The sequence below is a fragment of the Micromonospora sp. NPDC048909 genome (genome assembly GCF_040649635.1).
Lineage (GTDB): Bacteria > Actinomycetota > Actinomycetes > Mycobacteriales > Micromonosporaceae > Micromonospora.
The window spans coordinates 88,286-106,439 of sequence record NZ_JBEZFU010000006.1; the positions used below are offsets into that span (position 1 = coordinate 88,286).

The 18,154-nt window shown below is 74.2% G+C and carries 16 protein-coding genes; 10 read left to right on the forward strand and 6 right to left on the reverse strand.

Annotated features, from left to right (window positions below):
- Positions 1–374 precede the first annotated feature (374 nt).
- Positions 375–692 carry a WhiB family transcriptional regulator gene (locus AB0C04_RS18025; RefSeq protein WP_357055526.1) on the forward strand — a complete coding sequence of 106 codons (318 nt, stop codon included), beginning with the start codon at positions 375–377 and terminating at the stop codon, positions 690–692.
- Here AB0C04_RS18025 and AB0C04_RS18030 read toward each other — a convergent pair.
- The 3 genes from AB0C04_RS18030 to AB0C04_RS18040 are packed head-to-tail and all read right to left on the reverse strand — an operon-like array spanning position 679 to position 3,401.
- Complete coding sequence (locus AB0C04_RS18030; RefSeq protein ID WP_357055529.1) at positions 679–1,830, reverse strand: ArsA-related P-loop ATPase; 1,152 nt, start codon at positions 1,828–1,830, stop codon at positions 679–681. The genes AB0C04_RS18025 and AB0C04_RS18030 overlap by 14 nt on opposite strands.
- A gap of 54 nt (positions 1,831–1,884) precedes the next feature.
- A complete protein-coding gene (locus tag AB0C04_RS18035) occupies positions 1,885–2,862 on the reverse strand; it encodes an ArsA-related P-loop ATPase (RefSeq protein WP_357055532.1) in 978 nt (325 codons plus the stop codon).
- Positions 2,863–2,888: 26 nt separating this feature from the next.
- On the reverse strand, positions 2,889–3,401 hold the full coding sequence (locus AB0C04_RS18040; RefSeq protein WP_357056523.1) for a hypothetical protein: 513 nt from the start codon (positions 3,399–3,401) through the stop codon (positions 2,889–2,891).
- 663 nt (positions 3,402–4,064) lie between these two features.
- Between AB0C04_RS18040 and AB0C04_RS18045 the strand changes: the two genes are divergently transcribed.
- From AB0C04_RS18045 to AB0C04_RS18075, 7 genes are all read left to right on the forward strand, one after another.
- On the forward strand, positions 4,065–4,550 hold the full coding sequence (locus AB0C04_RS18045; protein ID WP_357055535.1) for a hypothetical protein: 486 nt from the start codon (positions 4,065–4,067) through the stop codon (positions 4,548–4,550).
- Between the two features lie 44 nt (positions 4,551–4,594).
- Positions 4,595–4,750 carry a hypothetical protein gene (locus AB0C04_RS18050; RefSeq protein WP_174242689.1) on the forward strand — a complete coding sequence of 52 codons (156 nt, stop codon included), beginning with the start codon at positions 4,595–4,597 and terminating at the stop codon, positions 4,748–4,750.
- A gap of 43 nt (positions 4,751–4,793) precedes the next feature.
- Positions 4,794–5,255 (forward strand): RidA family protein, encoded by a 462-nt coding sequence (locus AB0C04_RS18055; RefSeq protein WP_357055539.1) that lies wholly within the window; start codon positions 4,794–4,796, stop codon positions 5,253–5,255.
- Positions 5,256–5,381: 126 nt separating this feature from the next.
- Positions 5,382–6,215, forward strand: a complete 834-nt coding sequence (locus tag AB0C04_RS18060) for an MBL fold metallo-hydrolase (RefSeq protein WP_357055542.1) — start codon at positions 5,382–5,384, stop codon at positions 6,213–6,215.
- On the forward strand, positions 6,212–9,808 hold the full coding sequence (locus AB0C04_RS18065) for an adenylate/guanylate cyclase domain-containing protein (RefSeq protein WP_357055545.1): 3,597 nt from the start codon (positions 6,212–6,214) through the stop codon (positions 9,806–9,808). Before AB0C04_RS18060 ends, AB0C04_RS18065 begins: the two co-directional genes overlap by 4 nt.
- A 175-nt stretch (positions 9,809–9,983) precedes the next feature.
- Complete coding sequence (locus tag AB0C04_RS18070; protein WP_357055548.1) at positions 9,984–10,499, forward strand: hypothetical protein; 516 nt, start codon at positions 9,984–9,986, stop codon at positions 10,497–10,499.
- 31 nt (positions 10,500–10,530) lie between these two features.
- Positions 10,531–12,060: a serine/threonine-protein kinase gene (locus AB0C04_RS18075; RefSeq protein ID WP_357055551.1), complete on the forward strand. Its 1,530-nt coding sequence runs from the start codon at positions 10,531–10,533 to the stop codon at positions 12,058–12,060.
- Here AB0C04_RS18075 and AB0C04_RS18080 read toward each other — a convergent pair.
- Positions 12,047–12,397, reverse strand: coding sequence for a hypothetical protein (locus AB0C04_RS18080; protein WP_357055554.1), 351 nt, complete (start codon positions 12,395–12,397; stop codon positions 12,047–12,049). The two genes, AB0C04_RS18075 and AB0C04_RS18080, sit on opposite strands and share 14 nt — an antisense overlap.
- 324 nt (positions 12,398–12,721) lie before the next feature.
- Between AB0C04_RS18080 and AB0C04_RS18085 the strand changes: the two genes are divergently transcribed.
- Positions 12,722–13,660: a transporter substrate-binding domain-containing protein gene (locus AB0C04_RS18085; RefSeq protein WP_357055557.1), complete on the forward strand. Its 939-nt coding sequence runs from the start codon at positions 12,722–12,724 to the stop codon at positions 13,658–13,660.
- Positions 13,657–14,877, forward strand: coding sequence for a hypothetical protein (locus AB0C04_RS18090; protein ID WP_357055560.1), 1,221 nt, complete (start codon positions 13,657–13,659; stop codon positions 14,875–14,877). Before AB0C04_RS18085 ends, AB0C04_RS18090 begins: the two co-directional genes overlap by 4 nt.
- 32 nt (positions 14,878–14,909) lie before the next feature.
- On the opposite strand, the gene AB0C04_RS18095 is transcribed toward AB0C04_RS18090, so the two are convergent.
- Both AB0C04_RS18095 and AB0C04_RS18100 read right to left on the reverse strand, forming a co-directional pair.
- Positions 14,910–16,088 carry an acyl-CoA dehydrogenase gene (locus AB0C04_RS18095; RefSeq protein WP_357055563.1) on the reverse strand — a complete coding sequence of 393 codons (1,179 nt, stop codon included), beginning with the start codon at positions 16,086–16,088 and terminating at the stop codon, positions 14,910–14,912.
- Positions 16,085–18,148 (reverse strand): biotin carboxylase N-terminal domain-containing protein, encoded by a 2,064-nt coding sequence (locus AB0C04_RS18100; protein WP_357055566.1) that lies wholly within the window; start codon positions 18,146–18,148, stop codon positions 16,085–16,087. The genes AB0C04_RS18095 and AB0C04_RS18100 overlap by 4 nt, the downstream gene beginning before the upstream one ends.
- Between the last annotated feature and the right edge of the window lie 6 nt (positions 18,149–18,154).

The following is an 18,154-nucleotide window of genomic DNA, read 5'->3' on the forward strand; positions in this document are numbered from 1 at the left end:
GGAACGAGGGGCGCTGGGGTGTTCTTTCCCCATTTCCTGCGCGCGCTGCCCTCGTTGTGTTAAACGCACGACCCCTGGTGCGTGGTTGCGTGTGACTGGCGCCGAGTCTCCTCCGTCTGGAGTGGGCTCCGCAGCGTTTTCACGTTCTGCCTCGGGGTAACCGGCGAGCGATGGCCCGGGAAGCCGGGAGTGTCCGGAATGATGGATTTAGCCGACAACGTTGCGTAATCAGTCGACTACAGAGCATGATGGTGGCGGCGACAGCGCCACATGTCGTCCGTGCCGCCTTGGGGAAGGCCGGCAGGGCGATCGGGGGGAATTGCCGGCTGACGCGTAACGAGGTCGGTAGGTACTGCAAGGGGGGACGTGTACACATGGGCATGATTGCCGACTGGCCGTCGCTGGCGGCGTGTCAGAACGGGGACCCGGACGCGTTGTTCGTACAGGGCGCCGAACAGAACGTGGCGAAGCGGATCTGCCGGAGCTGCCCAGTTCGGTACGAGTGCCTGGCTGACGCGCTCGACAACCGGATCGAGTTCGGTGTGTGGGGTGGCATGACCGAACGCGAACGCCGGGCGCTGCTGCGTCGTCACCCCCAGGTGACGAGCTGGCGCAAGATGTTCGAGGCCGCGATGAAGAAGAACAGCCAGGACAAGACCGGTAAGGACAAGATCCTGGTCACGACCGGCTGATCGCCGCGCCGATCGTCCGCAGCCCGTCGACGTCGTGCACGTCGGCGGGCTGTGCCGTCACCGAGACCGTCGGCACCGCCGGGAACGCCTCGGTGAAGCGGGCGGCCACCTGCTGTTCGCGTACCGCCTGCCGGGCCAGCGCGGCGTGTGCCCGCAGCACGTCGGCGGTGCCCTCGTGGCCACCCAGCTCGGCCAGCCGCTCCGCGGCGGCCTTGCTGCGCGCCGCGTCCAGCTCCGGCACCGCCGGCCGGTGCACCCGGTTGAGCACCAGACCCGCCAGCGGCATCCGCTCGTCGCGCAGCCGCCCGGCGAAGTAGGCCGCCTCCCGCACCGCGTCCGACTCGGGCGCCGCGACCAGCAGGAAGGCCGTCTCCCCGGCCTGCAGGATGCGGTACGTCTGCTCGGCCCGCTGGCGGAAGCCGCCGAACATCGAGTCGAGCGCCGCCACGAAGCCGGACAGATCAGTCAGCAGCTGTGCCCCGAGGACCTTCTGCACCACCTTCGAGAACATCCCGAACGAGGCGGTCACCAGGCTGAACATGCTGCGGCCACCGCTGCGCGCCGGCGCGAGCAGCAGGCGCAGCATCCGGCCGTCGAGGAACCGGGAGAGCCGGGCCGGCGCGTCCAGGAAGTCCAGCGCCGAGCGCGACGGCGGGGTGTCGACCACGATGAGGTCCCACTCGCCCCGGGCGTGCAACTGCCCGAGCTTCTCCATCGCCATGTACTCCTGCGTGCCGGAGAAGGTGGAACTCATCGCCTGGTAGAAGGGGTTGGCGAAGATCTCGGCCGCCTTCGTCGGATCGGTGTGCTGGAGCACCACGTCGTCGAAGGTCCGCTTCATGTCGAGCATCATGGCGTGCAGCTCACCGCCGCTGGTCTCGACGTCGATGCCCTTCACCTGGCGGGGGGTGTTGTCCAGCTCGGTCAGGCCGAGCGACTGGGCCAGCCGGCGGGCCGGGTCGATGGTGAGCACCACCGTCCGGCGGCCGTGCTGCTCGGCGGCGCGCAGCGCCAGCGCGGCGGCCGTGGTCGTCTTCCCCACCCCACCCGCGCCGCAGCACACCACGATCCGGACGCCCGGATCAGCGAGGATCTGGTCGACGTCCAGCTGCGGCGCCGCGTCTTCGGAAGGCACCAATCGAGCGTATCGGGCCGACCGGGTCCGTGCGCCCGTGCCGACCGCAGGTGTGAGTCAATCCGCCCTCAGCAGCGCCGCGGCCAGGGTGGCCAGCCCGGAGCGGTCGACCCCGTCGGGCAGCAGCGGCAGCTCGATCAGCGGCAAACCCAGCTCGATGAGGTCGGTCCGGAGGGAGTCCTCCAGTTCCCGGCGGATCACCTGGTCACGCGCCTCGTCGGTCAGCCCGGCGACGATCTCCCGGTCGGTCGGCAGCCCGGCGGCGAGCAGGCCGCGTCGCAGCTCGGCGGCGGTGACCACTCGGCCGGCGGGCAGCGGTGGCCGGGTTCCGTTGACGATCACCCGGCCCACCGGGAAGCCGAGCGAGGTCAGCTCCGCGATCGCGTCGACCGTCTCCTGGACCGGCATCTCCTCGAGCAGGGTCACCACGTGCACCGCGGTCATCGGCGAGCGCAGCAGCGCCGCGACGCCCTCGCTCTGCGTCTTGATCGGGCCGACCTTGGCCAGCCGGGCGGTTTCGGCCGTCACGTTCAGGAATCGGCCGATCCGTCCGGTCGGCGGGGCATCCAGCACCACCGCGTCGTACACCCGCCGCTGGCCGTCGGTGCGGGTGGTCGCCTCCTTCGCCTTGCCGGTGAGCAGCACGTCGCGCAGGCCCGGGGCGATGGTGGTGGCGAAGTCGATGGCACCGAACTTGCGCAGCGCCCGGCCGGCCGCGCCGAGCTTGTAGAACATGTCGAGGTACTCGAGGAGCGCCTCCTCGGCGTCCACCGCGAGCGCCCGCACCTCACCGCCGCCGGGCGCGCCGGCGAGGTGTCGCTCGGCGTACGGCAGCGGGTCGATGCCGAAGAGCTGGGCGATGCCCTGCCGTCCCTCGACCTCGAGCAGCAGGGTGCGCCGCCCGCCGTGGGCCAGCGCCAGGGCCAGCGCCGCCGCGATGCTGGTCTTGCCGGTGCCGCCCTTGCCGGTGACCACGTGCAGTCGGGCCGGCCATCCGGTACCGGCCGGGTCTGTCGGCCGCTCAGCTGCTCGCACCCGTCGAGCCTATCCAGCCGTGGCGGTCAGGCGACCTCGCAGACCCACCAACCCGTCTTCTGCACCACAGTGAAGCGCAGCTCCTGGTCGGCCACCTTCTCGTCAGCGGTGGTCATGGTGACCTTGGTGGAGACGGTGGCCCGGTCCCCGGTCTGGTTGTCCACCTTCGGGGTGGTCCAGCGGAAACGGGGGCTCTTGTACTCGGAGACGTACTTCTCCACCTCGGCCACCTTCGTGGCGATCTTGTCCTCGTCCCGGGACGAGGAGCAGACCAGGGCGGTCGCCTTCGCGGCGTCCCGCTCCCGGTAGACGGCGGTGAGGAACCGCTCCACCGCGACCGCCGGCTCCTTCGCGCCCTCGCCGGTCTCGACGTTGCGCAGGGTCAGGAACGCGGTCACGCCACCGCCGACGCAGAGCACCAGGACCACCACCAGCGCGATCGCGGCGATGAGCAGCCCACGCTTCTTCTTCGGCGGGGCGGGCGCCCCGTACGGGGGGTAGCCGGCCGGGGGCGCCGGGATCGCCGACGGGTCGGTCACCGGCGGATGCCCGGACGGTGCCGCGCCGCCCGCGGCCGGGTCGCCGGGCTGCCCGGGGAAGGCCGGCGCACCAGGCTGCGCGGGGAAGGCCGGCGCACCAGGCTGTGCGGGGAAGGTCGGCGCGCCAGGCTGCCCGGGGAAGGCCGGCCCACCAGGCTGCCCGACGGCCGGCTGCGCGGGAACGCCGGAGGTGGGCTGCGTCGGGGTGCTCGGGCCGGCCTGCTGGGCGGGGATGCCCGGGGCGTCGGACTGTCCGGCGGCGCCGGGGTGTGCCGGCGGGACGGCCGGCGAACCGGTCGGGTCGCCGCTGGGTGGCTGGGTCATCTCTTCCCCCGGGGGTGCGGCGCTCGCCGCCAGCCGGCGACGAGCGTGAAGTCGAGCTCGCGGCGACGCCGTCGCGTGCCGTCCGACCGGAAGGGTAGCGGTCGATGACCCCGTCGGTGTCGCCCGTGGCGCCGACCGGGGGTGGGAGCGCGACCAGTCGGCGGAGCGTACCCGGCATCTGTCACATATGCGACTGGCCGGCGGTCGGGCGCGCGCGTCCTGTTGGCGGGACTTCGCCCCCGGCCTACGGTCGTGCCGTCGCGGGGGGAACCGGGTCGGGCGGGAGCTCCGGACCGGAACAGCGGGGACTTGACCAGGTACGACGCCCGGAGGCAGTGCATGCGCGACACCGACAACATCCCTCGAGCCCAGTTCCCGGCCAACGACCGGTCGCGTCGGCCCGGGTCTGGCTCGGCGGAGGGTGAGGGGCCGGTCGGGAGCCTGCCGATCAACGAGCGGTCCTACCGCCGGATCTCCGAACCGGTGGAGGTGGTGCGGACGGTGAGCCGCCCCGTGGAGCCCGGCCGGGAGGACGAGGAGCCCGGTTACGTGATCCATCTGCCGATCCGGGTGCCTGACCTGGCCGCGGCCACCGTGCTCGCCAGCCGGATCGCGGTCTCCCTGGGCTTCCTGCCCGAGCTGGACGCCGGCGAGACCACCGTCTCCAACGCCGACGACCAGAACAACCGGCACCGGGTCTTCTGCGACCTGCTGCTGGCGGACCGCTCCCGCTGTCCCCAGCGCTACGAGCACGGCGGGCCGTGCGGCGAACTGCCGGCCGCGCCGGAGCAGCGTCCCGCGCCCCGGCCGTCAGCCGGACCGTAGGCTGTGCCTCGAAGATTCCGCGCACTCGAGGGAGCCCTGCACCGATGCAGAAGTGGGAGTACGCCACGGTCCCGCTGCTGGTCCACGCGACCAAGCAGATCTTGGACAACTGGGGAGAGGACGGGTGGGAGCTCGTCGCCGTGGTGCCCGGTCCGAATCCGGACCAGCTGGTCGCCTACCTGAAGCGGCCCAAGGCATGAGTGGGCGCGACGCCCGCATCGCTGGCCCGGGCAAGGTGGCGGCATGAGCAACGGTCCGCACGCGAAGCTGGCCGAGCTGGGGCACGAGCTGCCCGAGGTGGTGCCTCCGGTGGCCAGCTACGTGCCGGCGGTGCAGACCGGCCAGCACGTCTACGTCTCCGGGCAGCTGCCCATGGCCGAGGGGAAGTTGCTCGCCACCGGCAAGGTGGGTGCCGGCATCTCCGCCGAGCAGGCCAAGGATCTCGCCCAACGCTGCGCGCTCAACGCGCTGGCCGCGGTCGATTCGCTGGTCGGCCTGGAGAACGTGGTCAAGATCGTCAAGCTGACCGGCTTCGTCGCGTCGGCCCCCGGCTTCACCGGCCAGCCGGCGGTGATCAACGGTGCCTCCGACCTGTTCGGCGCCGTCTTCGGGGAGGCCGGCCGGCACGCGCGCAGCGCCGTCGGCGTGGCCGAGCTGCCCCTCGACGCCCCGGTCGAGATCGAGGTCATCGTCGAGGTCAGCTGACCGTTCCCGCCCGACTCTCCGCGATCTCGCGGGTCACCGCCCGGCGAATGCCGTGAACAGGCACAAACCTCGGGCGGTACCCGCAAGATCGCGGGGAGCGGTGGGCGGGGTCGTACGATCGCAGCCATGACGGGGCACGTGACCGCGCCGGCGGCGGCGCTCGCCGACCAACTGCCGGACTGGGTGACGCTGCTACGCGCCCCGAACCCGGGGCCGATGACGCTCGACGGCACGAACACCTGGCTGCTCCGTGCCCCTGACCAGGAGTTGGGCGTCGTGGTCGACCCGGGGCCGGCCGACGAGGGCCACCTGGCCGCGGTCGCGGCGCGCGGACCGATCGGGCTGGTGCTGATCACGCACGGCCACCCGGACCACACCGAGGGCGCCCGCCGGCTGAGCGAACTGCTCGGCGGGGTGCCGGTGCTCGCCGCCGACCCGGCGCACACGCTCGGCGGGTCACCACTCGCCGCCGGCGCGTCGCCGGACGTCCCGGGGCTGACCGTGCGACTCGTGCCGGCCCCCGGGCACACCGCCGACTCGGTCTGCTTCCTGGTCGAGCACGCCGCCGAGCGGGTGGTGCTCACCGGCGACACCATTCTCGGGCGGGGCACCACCGTGGTCGCCCACCCGGACGGGCACCTCGGTGACTACCTGGCCAGCCTGGAGCTGCTCTCGACGTACCGCGGGATCCCGGCACTGCCGGGGCACGGGCCGGCGCTGGCCGACTGCGGTGCGGCGGCCGACTTTTACCTCGCCCACCGGCGGGCCCGGCTCGACCAGGTGCGGGCGGCGGTCGCCGCCGGTGTCGGCACCGCGGCCGAGGTGGTCGCGGCGGTCTACGCCGACGTGGACCGGTCGCTCTGGTGGGCCGCCGAGTGGTCGGTGCGCGCACAGCTGGAGTACCTCGCGGTGCCGACCCGGGAATCCGGGGACGGGGGTACGGAGTTGGAGCAGCCGTGACCTGCCCGGTGTGCGGAACCGTCGCCGTGCCCGGCGCGCGGTTCTGCCACAACTGCGGCGCCGCGCTGCCGGCCGCCGCGACGCTGCCGGCCGCCGAGCGCCGGGTGGTCACCGTGCTCTTCGGCGACCTCTCCGACTTCACCTCCTGGTCCGAGGACCTCGACCCGGAGCGGGTCGGCGCGGTCACCGACCGGGTGCTCGCCGCGCTCGCGGGCGCGGTCAAGACCTTCGGCGGGCACGTCGACAAGCTGACCGGTGACGGGATCATGGCCGTCTTCGGCGCTCCGGTGGCGCACGAGGACGACGCCGAGCGGGCGGTCCGCGCCGCGCTCTCCATGCAGCGGGCGGTGCGCCGGGTCCTCGACGACGAGCGCGGCGGCGGCGCTCCCCTCGGCCTGCGGGTGGGGTTGAACACCGGCGACGTGATCGCCGGCATCCAGGCGGCCATCGAATACACGGTCATCGGCGACACGGTGAACACCGCCGCGCGGCTCGCCGACGCCGGGGCGGTCGGCTCGGTCTACGCCGGTGGCCGGACCGCCGCCGCGACCCGGCACGTGGCCTCCTGGCGAGCCCTGCGGCCGCTGCGACTGAAGGGCAAGCGCGAGCCGGTCGAGGCGTACGAGCTGCTCGGCCTCCTGGACGCGCCAGGCACCCGCTCCGGCCTCGGCGACGAGGCGCCGTTCGTCGGCCGGGAGACGGAAATCGGTCGGGTCGCCGGCCGGCTCGCCGAGGTGATCGACCGGGGCGAGCCACGGGTGCTGCTGATGACCGCCGAGGCGGGCATCGGCAAGTCCCGGTTCGCGGCCGAGGTCGAGCGCCTCGCCGCCGGTTACGACGTGGGCGCCGGCCGGTACGCCGCGCACACCGGCGCTCGGGTGCTCTCGGTGCGCTGCGCCGCCTTCGGCGAGCGACGCCGGCTGGCCCCGCTGGCCGACCTGGTCCGTGCGGCGGTCGGCCTGCCCGGCGACGCGGCCACCGCGCTGACCCGCCCGGCGGTCGAGGAGCGCCTGCGCCGGCTCGGCCAGCGGCTCGCCCGCGCCGGCACTGAGCCCGCGCCGATCCCCACCGACCAGCTCCTCGCCCTGCTCGGCTACGCCGAGCTGCCCGCGCACGGCGGCACCGACAACGGCGAGTGGACCGGCGCCGGTGCGCTGCCGGCCGACGCCGAGGCGGTGCCGAACGCGGTCGCCGACCTGCTCAGCGCACTCGCGGTGGAGGCGCCGCTGGTGGTGATCGTGGACGACCTGCACGACGCGACCCCGGAGACCATCCGGGCGCTGGGGATGGCGCTGTCCCGGCTCGCCGGCCCGGTGCTGGTGCTGCTGCTCGGCCGCCCCGAGCTGGTCCGGACGGCCGGTGCGCTGACCCGGGTCGCCGACGCCGAGGTGCACGCGCTGCCGCCGCTGCGCGGCGCCGACGCGGCCCGGCTGCTGACCAGCTACCTCAGCGGCGGGAAGCTACCCCAGGCCGACGCCGACCGGCTGCTCGCCACCGCGCAGGGCAATCCGTTCTACCTGGCCGAGCTGGTGACCCTGCTCCTGGAGCGCGGCGCGCTGACCGCCGGGCCGGGCCGCGGCGCCAACGTCGGCTGGCGGCTCGCCCCCGGCTCGCTGGGCAGCCGGCTGCTCTCCCGGGATCTCGCCGCAGTGCTGGCGGCCCGCATCGACGCGCTGCCGCCGGACGCCCGGTCGGCGCTGCGGGACGCCGCGGTGGTCGGGGACACCGTGCCGGCCGGCGCCCTGGAGGCGCTGCGCGAACAGCACGCCGGGCGGGACGGTCGCCCCGCCGCGGTGGTCGCGGTCGAGCTGGAGCGGGCCGTCGAAGAGCTGCTGCAACGGCGCATGTTGCACCGCACCCGCACCGGTTACGCCTTCGCGACGCCGTTGATGCGCGAAGCCGTGTACGCCGGGGTGAGCAAGGCCGAGCTGGCCGAGCGGCACGCCGCGCTGGCCCGCTGGGCGGCGCCGGGCGACGCCGGGAACGAGCCGGCGGCACCGAACCCGGCGGCGGCCTTCACCGACGCCGACCGGGACGAGTTCGTCGCCGCCCACGTCGAGCGGGCCGCCGCGCTCGCCGACGCGGTGAAGCTGCGCCCGGACGCGCCGGCCCGCGCGGTGGTCCCGCTCGGGGTCGTCGCGCTCGGCCGGGCCGCCCGCCGGTCGCTCGCCGCCGGCGAGCCGGCGCTGGCCGTCGAGTACGCCGAGCGCGCCGCCGAGCTGGCCCCCGACGGTGTGCCGGCGACGGACCGGGTGGTGCACGCCCGCGCGCTGCTCCAAGTCGGCCGGGCGGCCGACGCGCTGGCCTCGGCCGAGAAGATCGCCGCCAACGCGGGCGAGGAGACCGTGCGGGCCAGCGCACTGCTCCTCGCCGGGCAGGCCCACCAGACGTTGGGCGACCAGACCCGCGCGGTGGCCGCGTGGCAGGAGGCGTTGCAGGTGGCCACCGCGGGCGGCCTGGCCACGCAGCGCGCCTCGGCGATGCGCCGGCTGGGCATGGCCGACTTCGTGGCGGGGCGACTGAGCCAGGCGAGCAGCCGGTTGGCCGGCGCGTACCAGGTCAGCCTGGGCGCGAAGGACCGGCACGGGCAGGCCTGGTCGTTGCAGAACTTGGCCTGGGTCGCCACCACCCGGGGCGACTTCGCCGGTACGGACGCGGTGCTGGGCCGGGCCGCCCGCCTCTTCGCCGAGCTGAAGGACCCGTACGGTCGGGCCTGGCTGCGCGGCACCACCGCCTACGCCCGCCTGCTCGCCGGGCGGCTGCGCGAGGCCGACCGGTTGGCGCGGGTCTTCCTGCCCTTCGGCGAGCGGGTCGGTGAGGCGTGGGCGGTGGGCACGCTGCGCGCGGTCGAGGCGTTCGCCAGCGCCGAGCTGGGTGAGTTGGCCGAGGCGGATCGGGAGGCGCGTCGGGCGTACCGGGAGTTCGCCGCCGCCTCGGACGACTGGGGGCGCGGATTCGCGCTGGTGGTGCGGGGGGTGGTGGCGCGCGGGCTGGGCGAGCCGGAGCACGCGGCCGACCTGTTCACCGACGCGCTGTCCTACGCCGCTCGTACGGCGCACCCGCTGCTGACCGGGATGGCCGGCACGCTGCGCGGCTTCGTGGCGCTCGACATGGGTGACGGGCCCGCGGCCGAGCGGGACGCCCGGGCGGTGCTGACCGCCGTCGAGCCGCACAATCCCCAGGCGCCGGCCCAGGTGGCGCCCCGGGTGCTGCTGGCCACCGCCCGGCTGGCCGCCGGTGACTCGGCGACCGCGGTGGGGCTGCTCGCCCCGCTGGCCACCACCGCCGCCGCGAAAACCCCCGCGCTGCTCTTCGCCCGCCGCCAGACGATGGCCCGGTACGCCTCGGCGCTGCTCGCCCACGGGCAGCGGGACCAGGCGCTGGACTGGGCCCGGCGGGCGGCCGCCGCTCCGGCCGAGGACGTCCGCAGTCAGGTGATCGCGGCCGGCGTGCTGGCCGAGGCGTTGGCCGCCTGCGGCCGCCCGGCCGAGGCGCTGGCCAGCGCCGAGGAGGCGGTCCGCCTGGCGTACGCGACCGAGCAGCGCAGCGAGCGACCAGCCGCCGACGCCCTGCGCGCCCGCCTCCTCACCTGACCCCCGGCTGCTCCCTCCCGGCCCCCCCGGCTGCGGGTGGTTGCGGACGGTCGGATAGTGGTGGGACGGGTCTGCCGGTTTCGCCGATGGTGCCCCGGTCCGGCGGCGGTTAGCGTGTCGGCGTTGATGCGGCGGTCCACAGTGGCGGCCGCACCGGTACCTGGGGAGGACCGAGATGAAACTGCCGCGTTCCGCCGCGGGCTGGACGATTGCGGTCTTCGGCGTGTTGGCGCTGGTCATGGGCGCGGTCGGGCTGCTCTGGCCGGAGGCGATGCTGCGGTCGCTCGGTTTCGAGGTGCCGGCCAGCCGGGCCCCGGGCGACCACACCGGGACCTTCCTGCTCGCCTCCTCGATGGCTTCGTTCAACATGGGGGTCTACTACCTGCTGGCCACCGCCACCGAGTGGCGTGCCTTCTACCGCTTCACCGTGGTGTTCCGGCTGGTCACCTTCACCGTCTTCAGCATCGCGGTGCTGTCCGACATCGCGCCCGGCCGGTTCTTCGGCGTGGCGGCCTGGGAGGGCGTCGGCGCGGTGGCGACCGCGGTCGGCCTGTGGTGGGACGCCCGCCGGGCGGCCTCGGCCGGTGGTGTCGCGGCGGGCGGAGACGCAGCGCCGTCGGCGGCCGATTCGAGCGGCGGGGACGGGTCCGGGACCGGTGGCTCGGCACCCGCCGTCGACGCGGTGCGCTGAGACGTCTGCCCGGTTGGGTATTTTCGAAGCTGTGACCGACACTCCGTCCGGCGGCCTACCGGTACCGATCGTGCCCGGTCTAACCGATTTGCGGGTATTTGCCCGGGGTGGTTACGCCACCGTCTACCGGGCCACCCAGATCTCCGTCGGCCGCGAGGTCGCGGTCAAGGTGGAGAATCGCACCCTGGACAGCGAGCGCGACCAGGCGCGGTTCCTGCGTGAGGCGCGCGCGGCCGGCCGGATGTCGTCGCATCCGCACGTGGTCGACCTCTTCGACGTCGGGGTCACCGTCGACCAGCACCCCTACCTGATCATGGAACTCTGCGACGGCTCCTATGCGGAGCGGATGCGTACCTCCCCGCTGGACGCCGCGGAGACGCGCGACCTCGGCATCAAGATCGCCGATGCGCTGGCCCACTCGCACGCGGCCGGTGTGCTGCACCGGGACGTGAAGCCGGCCAACATCCTCTACTCGCACTTCAACCCGGCGGTGCTGGCCGACTTCGGGCTGGCCGTGCTGGCCGAGGTACGCGACGCGTCGGTCACCCTGGAGGTGCTCACCCCGGCCTACGCGCCGCCGGAGATGTTCAGTCACAGCCCGCCGTCGCCCGCCGTCGACGTCTACGCGCTCTGCGCCACGCTCTACGCGGTGATGCACGGCCGGCCGCCCCGCTGGCAGACCGAACGCAATCCGAGCCTGGTCACCGTGCTGGAGATGTTCAACCAGCCGATCCCCGGGCTGCCCGGCGTGCCGGACGAGCTGATCGACGTACTGCGCGCCGGAATGGCGAACGACCCGGACCATCGACCCACCGCGGTCGAACTGCGCGCGATGCTCTCCGCGCTGCCGCTCGACCCGACCTCGGCGCCGGTCGGCGGCGCGGCGGCAGCGGGGCTGCCGACCGGTGGCCGTTCCGCCGGCCCGTACGCGGCCGGCCGCGGCGGCCAGCCACTGCCCCGCCCCGCGGCCGAGGACGACCACCCCACGCTGCCCGCCCCGGCCGGTGCTCGGCGGTGGCGGCGGCGCTGGTTCCTCGGCGGCGCCGGAGCGCTCGCGCTGGCCGGGTCGGCGACCGCCGGGGCCTGGATGGCCGACCGTCCGCCCGCGCCGAGTCCGTCCCCGTCGGTGAGCCGGGCGGCCGCGGACGCGGCTGACCGGATGCCGCCGGGCTGCACCACCGAGTCCGGGGCGGCCGCCGTGCTGCCCGGCGACGCCCGATGCCTGCCTGAGCTGGAGTGCTTCGGCCCGGTGCGGGTGCGCGGTGATCGGGCCGAGGCGGCCCGGGTGGCCTGCGACGGCCCGCACACCTGGGAGGCCTACGTTGAGGGTCTGCTGCCGGTGGCGCTGGTCGGTGCCGGCTACCCCGAGGTGCGCGCCGATCCGGCCGTCCAGAAGGTGTGCAGCACCAGCACCTTCCGACTGACCACCGGGATCAGCTCGGTGGCCGGCTGGCACCTGGAGGTGCTCCCGCCGGTCGAGGGCAACGTCGACCGGGTGTTCCGCTGCCTGGCCGGGCGCGGCGTCGACGCGCTGACGGCGCCGACCCTCACCGGTCGCTGAACCGGCCGGCGGGGTCGTCGAGCCAGCCGGAGCCACGCCGGCGGTCGCGTACCGCGCGCAACGCGTCGCGGCTGTCCAGCGCGTCGAGGGTGTCCGCGTCCACCGCCAACGGGTCCGCCAGGTGCTGCCCGGGTGCCGGCGCCCGCTCCGCCGGCGGCTCGTCGGCCTGCCGGGCGGCGGCCACCGACACCCCGGCGATCATCGCGAGCAGGACGAAGAGCAGGGCCAGGCCCACGCCGAGCAGATCCTGTCGCCGCCAGACGACGAGCGTCACCAGCAGGATGAGCGCGCCCAGCGCCGCGACGGCTGCCACCGTACGCGCATCGGGCCTGGTCAACCTCTTCACCTGTCCAGCATGTCGCCGTCGCCCCGGCTGTCAACCGCTGAGCGGTGATGACGCGTAGCGTCGGGCATGACGGAAACGTTACATCGGCACGTGGATTGTCTTTCTTGTAAGCGTTTCTCGGGCCACATACATTGCCCACGATCTCTAGACTGGCGGGGCTGACCGTCCGCTGAGGACCCCGGGGTGCGGCGGGCGATCGGGCGCCCGCCGCACCCCGGCTCCGCCCCGAGGGCGCCGCGTCGTGGCGACCACGAAAATGGCCCCGAGCCGCTACTCTCGGTGTCCCGCAGGCTGGATACGTCAGCGAGGTCGCCGATGAACGCACGCTTCCGCACCCGACTCCGCTCGGCCACGACCACGCTGGCGGTCGCGTTGACGCTGACCCTCGCCGCGGCGGCCGGCTGCGACAGCCGGCAGGAGCCGGATCTCCTGTCGGTACAGGAGAAGCTCCGCGAGACGCATATCTACGGCCAGACGAAACTGCGCATCGGGGTCGCGACCAACGAGCCGATGATGGGCGAGCTGCGCAATGGCGTACACGTCGGCTTCGACGTGGAGATCGCCCGCTACATCGCCGCCTCCCTCGGCTACGAGGGCGACCAGCGGTTGGAGTTCGTGTCGGTCGCCACCGAGGACCGTATTCCCGCGCTCCAGGGCGGCACCGTCGACCTGGTGGTCTCCAGCTTCTCGATCACGGAGGAGCGCAAGAAGCTGGTCAGCTTCGCCGGGCCGTACTTCGTCACCACGCAGGAGGCGATGGTGCCGACCCGGCTCAAGGACAAGATCCGCACGATCGAGGACCTCCGCGACCCCAACTACAAGGTCTGCACCAGCGGCGGCTCGACCACCGAGGCGGAGCTGGAGAAGCACCAGGTCCGGGCGCTCGTGGTGAAGGACGTCGGTGACTGCGTCGACGGCATCCGGGCCGGTCGCTACGACGCGGTCAGCTCCGACGAGGCGATCCTGGCCGGCTTCCTGGCCCGGTTCCCGACCGAGTTCGAGATCGTCGACATGCCCTTCGGCACCAGCGAACTGCTCGGCGTGGGCGTGCCGATCGGCGACCCGGCACTGCGCGACCTGGTCGCGTTCTTCCTCGACAAGAGCTACCGGCAGGGGCGCGACGGGCAGGCCAGCCCCTGGCAGACCGCGTACAACCGGACGCTCGGGCCCTGGCTGCCGGCCGAGAAGCGGCAACCGCAGCCGCTGGACGTGCCGAAACTGGTCGACTTCGACGACAAGGCGCCGACACGATGAGCGCGTCGGCGACCACCGCCCCCGGCGCCCCGGACGCCGGCGGCTCGGGGTCGACGCTGCGTGACGATGCCCCGCCGGTTCCCGCCCAGACCGCCCTCAGCGCCGCGTCGTCGTCCGCCCCACCCGAAACCGGCTCGGCGGTGCCCGATGCCGGGCATTCAGGCGGGCCCGAGGCCAGCGCGGCGCGGACGGTGCCACCGGAGCCGGCGGCCTGGTACGACCGCGCTCGACCGCTCGCCGACGGCCGGGATCCGGCCGAGCGCCGGGCCCGGGCCAGCCAGTCGTTCTGGACCGCCCTGGTCGGCGTTCCGGCGATCTTCTCGGTGCTCCGGCTCGGGGTGGAGGCCGGCGGCGAACTCCAGACCACCCTGCTGCTGGTGGCGAACGTCGGCCCGGTCAACCTGCTCGCCGGCTTCCTGACCACGGCGGCCCGGCTGCTCTCCACCGGTCTGGTTGCCGTCTTCGCGCTCGGCGCGGTGCTGGGCGCCAGCGTCGACCGGCTGCCGCCCGGCACCCGCCGCCGCCCGCTCTTCACCCGCTGGGCGGAGATCACCCCGATCTGGCTGGTGCTGGCGAGTTTCCTGCTCGCCCTGGTCACCTGGCCGCTGCTCTACCTGCCCCTGCTCATCCCGGCGTTCGTGGCCGCGCTCCAGCTGACCCCGGCGCACCTGCACGAGCGGGTCGGAGCTCGGGTGTTGCTGGTGGTGGCCCTGCTCGGCGGGTACGCCTGGCTGCTGCTGCCCACCCTGCTCGACGCCGGACGGCAGGGCGAACTGCTGCCCCTGGCGCTGCTCGCCGTGCCGCCGCTGCTCGCGCTCGGCATCTCCGGCCCGCTGCCCGGCGCGGTCATCCGACCGCTCGCCTCGGTCACCGAGGTCGCCGTGCTGGCCATGCTGGTCTGGGCGGCGCTGCCGGTGATCAGCACGCCTGTGCTGCCGCTGACCGTGACCACCGTCGGGGCGGAGACCGGCCCGACCGAGGACGTCCGCGGGCACGTGGTCACCACCGACGACGTGAACATGGTGATCCTCCAGGAGCAGGGCGGCGTCCGGTACGTGCCGGTCGGGCTGGTACGCGGGCAGGTGCTCTGCCCGAGCGAGGAGGAGCTGCCGCGCCACCAGCTGCGGATCCACGACTTCCACGTGGAGGACTCGCTGCTGGAGGGGCTGGGCCGCCGCGTACGACCGGTGCACCGCATCGACGCCGCCTGCCGCTGAACGCCCAGGATCCGCGCGGGGGCGCGCGGCGATCAGTAGGACTTCTCCTGGCCGAGCACGTGCTGGGCGACGAAGTTCAGGATCATCTCCCGGCTGACCGGGGCGATCCGCCCGGCCCGTACCGCGCCGAGCAGGGTGGCCACCCCGTACTCGGTGGTCATGCCGGCCCCGCCGTGGGCCTGCACGGCGGTGTCCACGGCCAGCGCGGCCGCCTCACCGGACGCGTACTTGGCCATGTTGCCGGCCACCCCGGCCTCCAGGTCCCGGCCGGCGTCGTAGAGCGCGGCCGCCTTGTAGATCATCAGGCGGGCCAGCTCCACCTGCACCGCCGCGTGCGCCAGCGGGTGGGACACCCCCTGATGTGAGCCGATGCTCCGGCCGCCCCAGACCTTCCGGCCGGCGGCGTAGCTGGACGCGCGCTCGATCGCGTACCGGCCGGTGCCGGCGCCCATCGCGGCCACCGTGATCCGCTCCGGGTTGAGCCCGGCGAAGAGCGCCGGCAGCCCCGCGTCCACCGACTCGCCGACCAGCGCGTCGGCCGGTAGCCGGACGTCGTCGAGGTAGAGCAGGAACTGGTTCTCCGGGGAGAGGATCTCCATGTCCAGCTTGGACCGGGTGAGCCCGGGCGCGTCGGTCGGCACCACGAAGAGCGCCGGCTTGAGACGCTGCCGTCCACCCGCGCCGTCGTCGTCCACGGCGACCCGGGCCACGACCAGGACGTGGTCCGCCTCGTCGACGCCGGAGATGTAGCACTTGCGGCCGGAGAGCAGCCAGCCGTCGCCGTCGCGGCGGGCCACCGTGCCGAGCCGGTGGAAGTTCGACCCGGCCTCCGGCTCGGTGATCGCGAAGACCACCTTCAGCGAGCCGTCGGCGAAGCCGGGCAGGAACCGCTTGCGCTGCGCCTCGGTGCCGTGCCGGTTGATCACGGTGGCGGCGATGGCGGGGGAGACCACGAGCAGCAGCAGCGGGCAACCGGCGGCGGCCAGCTCCTCGCAGACGATGGCCAGCTCGGTGATGCCGCCACCGCCGCCGCCGTACTCGGTGGGGATGTTGACCCCGAGGTAGCCGAGCCCGCCGGCCTCCGCCCACAGCTCGGTGGTGTGCTCGCCGGCCTTCGCCTTGGCCACGAAGTACTCGTGACCGTAGCGCCGGCCCAGCGCCCGTACGGCGTCGCGGAGCTGCTCCTGCTCGTCGGTCAGGTCGACGTTCATCGCGGGTCCTCCTCGGGGTTGACCACGGCCAGCACGGCGCCGGTGTCGACCTGGCCGCCGGCCGGCACCGGCAGTTCGGCGACCACGCCGTCGATCGGGGCGAGCACCGGATGCTCGAGCTTCATCGCCTCCAGGGTGAGCAGGAGGTCACCGGCGGCGACCCGCTGGCCGGGCTCGACGTGCAGCCGGGTGACCGTGCCGGGCAGCGGCGCCACCAGCGAGCCGGCGGCCAGCTCGGTGGTGGGCTCCGGGAAGCGCGGCAGCTCGGTGAGGCTGACCGACCCGTCCGGGCCGTCGACGAAGACCGCCGGCCCCACCCGGTGCACCCGGAACGGGTGCCGGACCCCGTCGACCGCCAGCATCACGCGGTCGGCAGCGGCCGACACCGGCGTCACCTCGGGCGGCCCGTCGACTGCGGCGTGCGCCGGGGCGGCGCCGGCGATCGTGGAACCGGCCGGAGCGGCGGCGATCGGCTCGCCGTCGGCCGGGTGCGTCGACCACTCGGTGAGGTTGCCGGCGCGGTCCAGGCGGTACCGTACCTCGACCTCGCCGGTCGGGCCGACGAAGCGTACGACCTGCGGAAACGCCGGTACGTTCCGCCAGCCGGACGGCAGCCCGGCGAGCACCGGGGCGGTCGCCCGGCGGCCGGCGGCCGAGGCCAGCGCGGCGGCCAGCGCGTACACCGGTACCCGTGCCGCCGGCACCAGCGGGGCGAACACCTCGGCGTGCCGCTCCAGGAAGCCGGTGTCGATCTCGCCGGCGGCGAACTCGGGGCTGCGCAGCACCCGGACCAGCAGGTCCCGGTTGGTGGCCACCCCGTGCAGCTCGGCCCGGGCCAGCGCGCCGGCGAGGGTGCGGGCCGCCTCGGCGCGGCTGGGCGCCCAGGCGATCAGTTTGGCGAGCATCGAGTCGTAGTGGACGCCGACCATCGAGCCGTCCACCACGCCGGAGTCGAGCCGTAGCCCGGCTCGTGGGAGGTTACCGAACTCGCGCTCCACGCCGGGGATGGCGAAGCGGTGCAGGACACCGGTCGCCGGGCGGAAGCCCTCGGCCGGCTCCTCGGCGCAGAGCCGCACCTCGATCGCGTAGCCGCGCACGGAGGGATGCCGGGTGTGTTCCGGCAGCGGGGCGCCCTCGGCGACCAGCAGTTGCAGGCGGACCAGGTCCAACCCGCCGAGGGCGGTGGTCAGCTCCGTCACCGGGTGCTCGACCTGGAGCCGCGTGTTCATCTCCAGGAAGTAGATCTCCCCGTCGGGCGCGAGCAGGAACTCGACAGTGCCGGCGCCCACATAGTCGACCGCCCGGCCGGCCGCGACCGCCGCCTCGTGCAGCCGCTCCCGCACCTCGGCTGAAAGGACACCGGGCGCCTCCTCGATGATCTTCTGGTGCCGGCGCTGGATCGAGCACTCCCGGACGCCGAGCGCGGCCACCGTCCCGTGGGTGTCGCCGAAGATCTGCACCTCGACGTGCCGGCCGCGCTCGACGTACCGCTCGATGAAGACCGTGCCGTCGCCGAACGCCGCCGCCGCCTCGCGGCGCGCGGAGGCGACCGCGTCGGCGAGGCCGGCGGCGTCGCGGACCACCCGCATGCCCCGGCCGCCGCCGCCCGCGGACGCCTTGACCAGCACCGGGAAGTCGCTGATCTGGTCCGGCTCGGTCCAGGTCGGGAGCATCGGCACGCCCGCCTCGGCGAGCAGCGCCTTCGCCGTCATCTTGTCGCCCATCGCGGCGATCGCCTTGGCCGGCGGCCCGATCCAGGTGAACCCGGCGTCGGTCACCGCGGCGGCGAACTCGGCGTTCTCGGCGAGGAAGCCGTAGCCGGGATGCACGGCGTCCGCGCCGGAGCGGCGGGCCGCGTCCAGGATCAGCTCCGGGCGCAGGTACGTCTCGGCCGGTGCGTTGCCGGGCAGCCGGACCGCCTGGTCGGCCTCGGCCACGTACGGCGCGTCGGCGTCCGCGTCGGAGTGCACCGCCACCGTCTCGACGCCGAGCGCGCGGCAGGTGGCGAAGATCCGCCGGGCGATCTCGCCCCGGTTGGCCACCAACAGTCGAGTGATCACGAGGAC

Excerpts from the sequence above, each read along its gene's own strand:
- AB0C04_RS18025 (WP_357055526.1), top strand. The coding sequence starts at position 375 with ATGGGCATGATTGCCGACTGGCCGTCGCTGGCGGCGTGTCAGAACGGG.
- AB0C04_RS18045 (WP_357055535.1), top strand. The coding sequence starts at position 4,065 with ATGCGCGACACCGACAACATCCCTCGAGCCCAGTTCCCGGCCAACGAC.
- AB0C04_RS18050 (WP_174242689.1), top strand. The coding sequence starts at position 4,595 with ATGCAGAAGTGGGAGTACGCCACGGTCCCGCTGCTGGTCCACGCGACC.
- AB0C04_RS18055 (WP_357055539.1), top strand. The coding sequence starts at position 4,794 with ATGAGCAACGGTCCGCACGCGAAGCTGGCCGAGCTGGGGCACGAGCTG.
- AB0C04_RS18060 (WP_357055542.1), top strand. The coding sequence starts at position 5,382 with ATGACGGGGCACGTGACCGCGCCGGCGGCGGCGCTCGCCGACCAACTG.
- AB0C04_RS18070 (WP_357055548.1), top strand. The coding sequence starts at position 9,984 with ATGAAACTGCCGCGTTCCGCCGCGGGCTGGACGATTGCGGTCTTCGGC.
- AB0C04_RS18085 (WP_357055557.1), top strand. The coding sequence starts at position 12,722 with ATGAACGCACGCTTCCGCACCCGACTCCGCTCGGCCACGACCACGCTG.
- AB0C04_RS18090 (WP_357055560.1), top strand. The coding sequence starts at position 13,657 with ATGAGCGCGTCGGCGACCACCGCCCCCGGCGCCCCGGACGCCGGCGGC.
- AB0C04_RS18095 (WP_357055563.1), bottom strand. The coding sequence starts at position 16,088 with ATGAACGTCGACCTGACCGACGAGCAGGAGCAGCTCCGCGACGCCGTA.